Annotated in this window: 1 rRNA gene; it reads right to left on the reverse strand. The window is 51.0% G+C overall.

The window, feature by feature from the left end:
* A 23S ribosomal RNA gene (locus tag M3210_RS20275) occupies nucleotides 1–255 on the reverse strand; the annotation flags it as partial.

Below are 255 nucleotides of genomic sequence, written 5' to 3' on the forward strand. Positions count from 1 at the left end.
TGGGCTGTTTCCGTTTCGCTCGCCGCTACTTGGGAAATCGCATTTGCTTTCTGTTCCTCTGGGTACTGAGATGTTTCAGTTCCCCAGGTCTGCCTCGTATATCCTATGTATTCAGATATACGTACTGTCCCATTACGGACAGTGGGTTTCCCCATTCGGAAATCCTCGGATCAACGTTTACTTACAACTACCCGAGGCATATCGGAGTTAGTCCCGTCCTTCATCGGCTCCTAGTGCCAAGGCATCCACCGTGCG

Source organism: Oceanobacillus luteolus (genome assembly GCF_023715655.1).
GTDB lineage: Bacteria > Bacillota > Bacilli > Bacillales > Amphibacillaceae > Oceanobacillus > Oceanobacillus luteolus.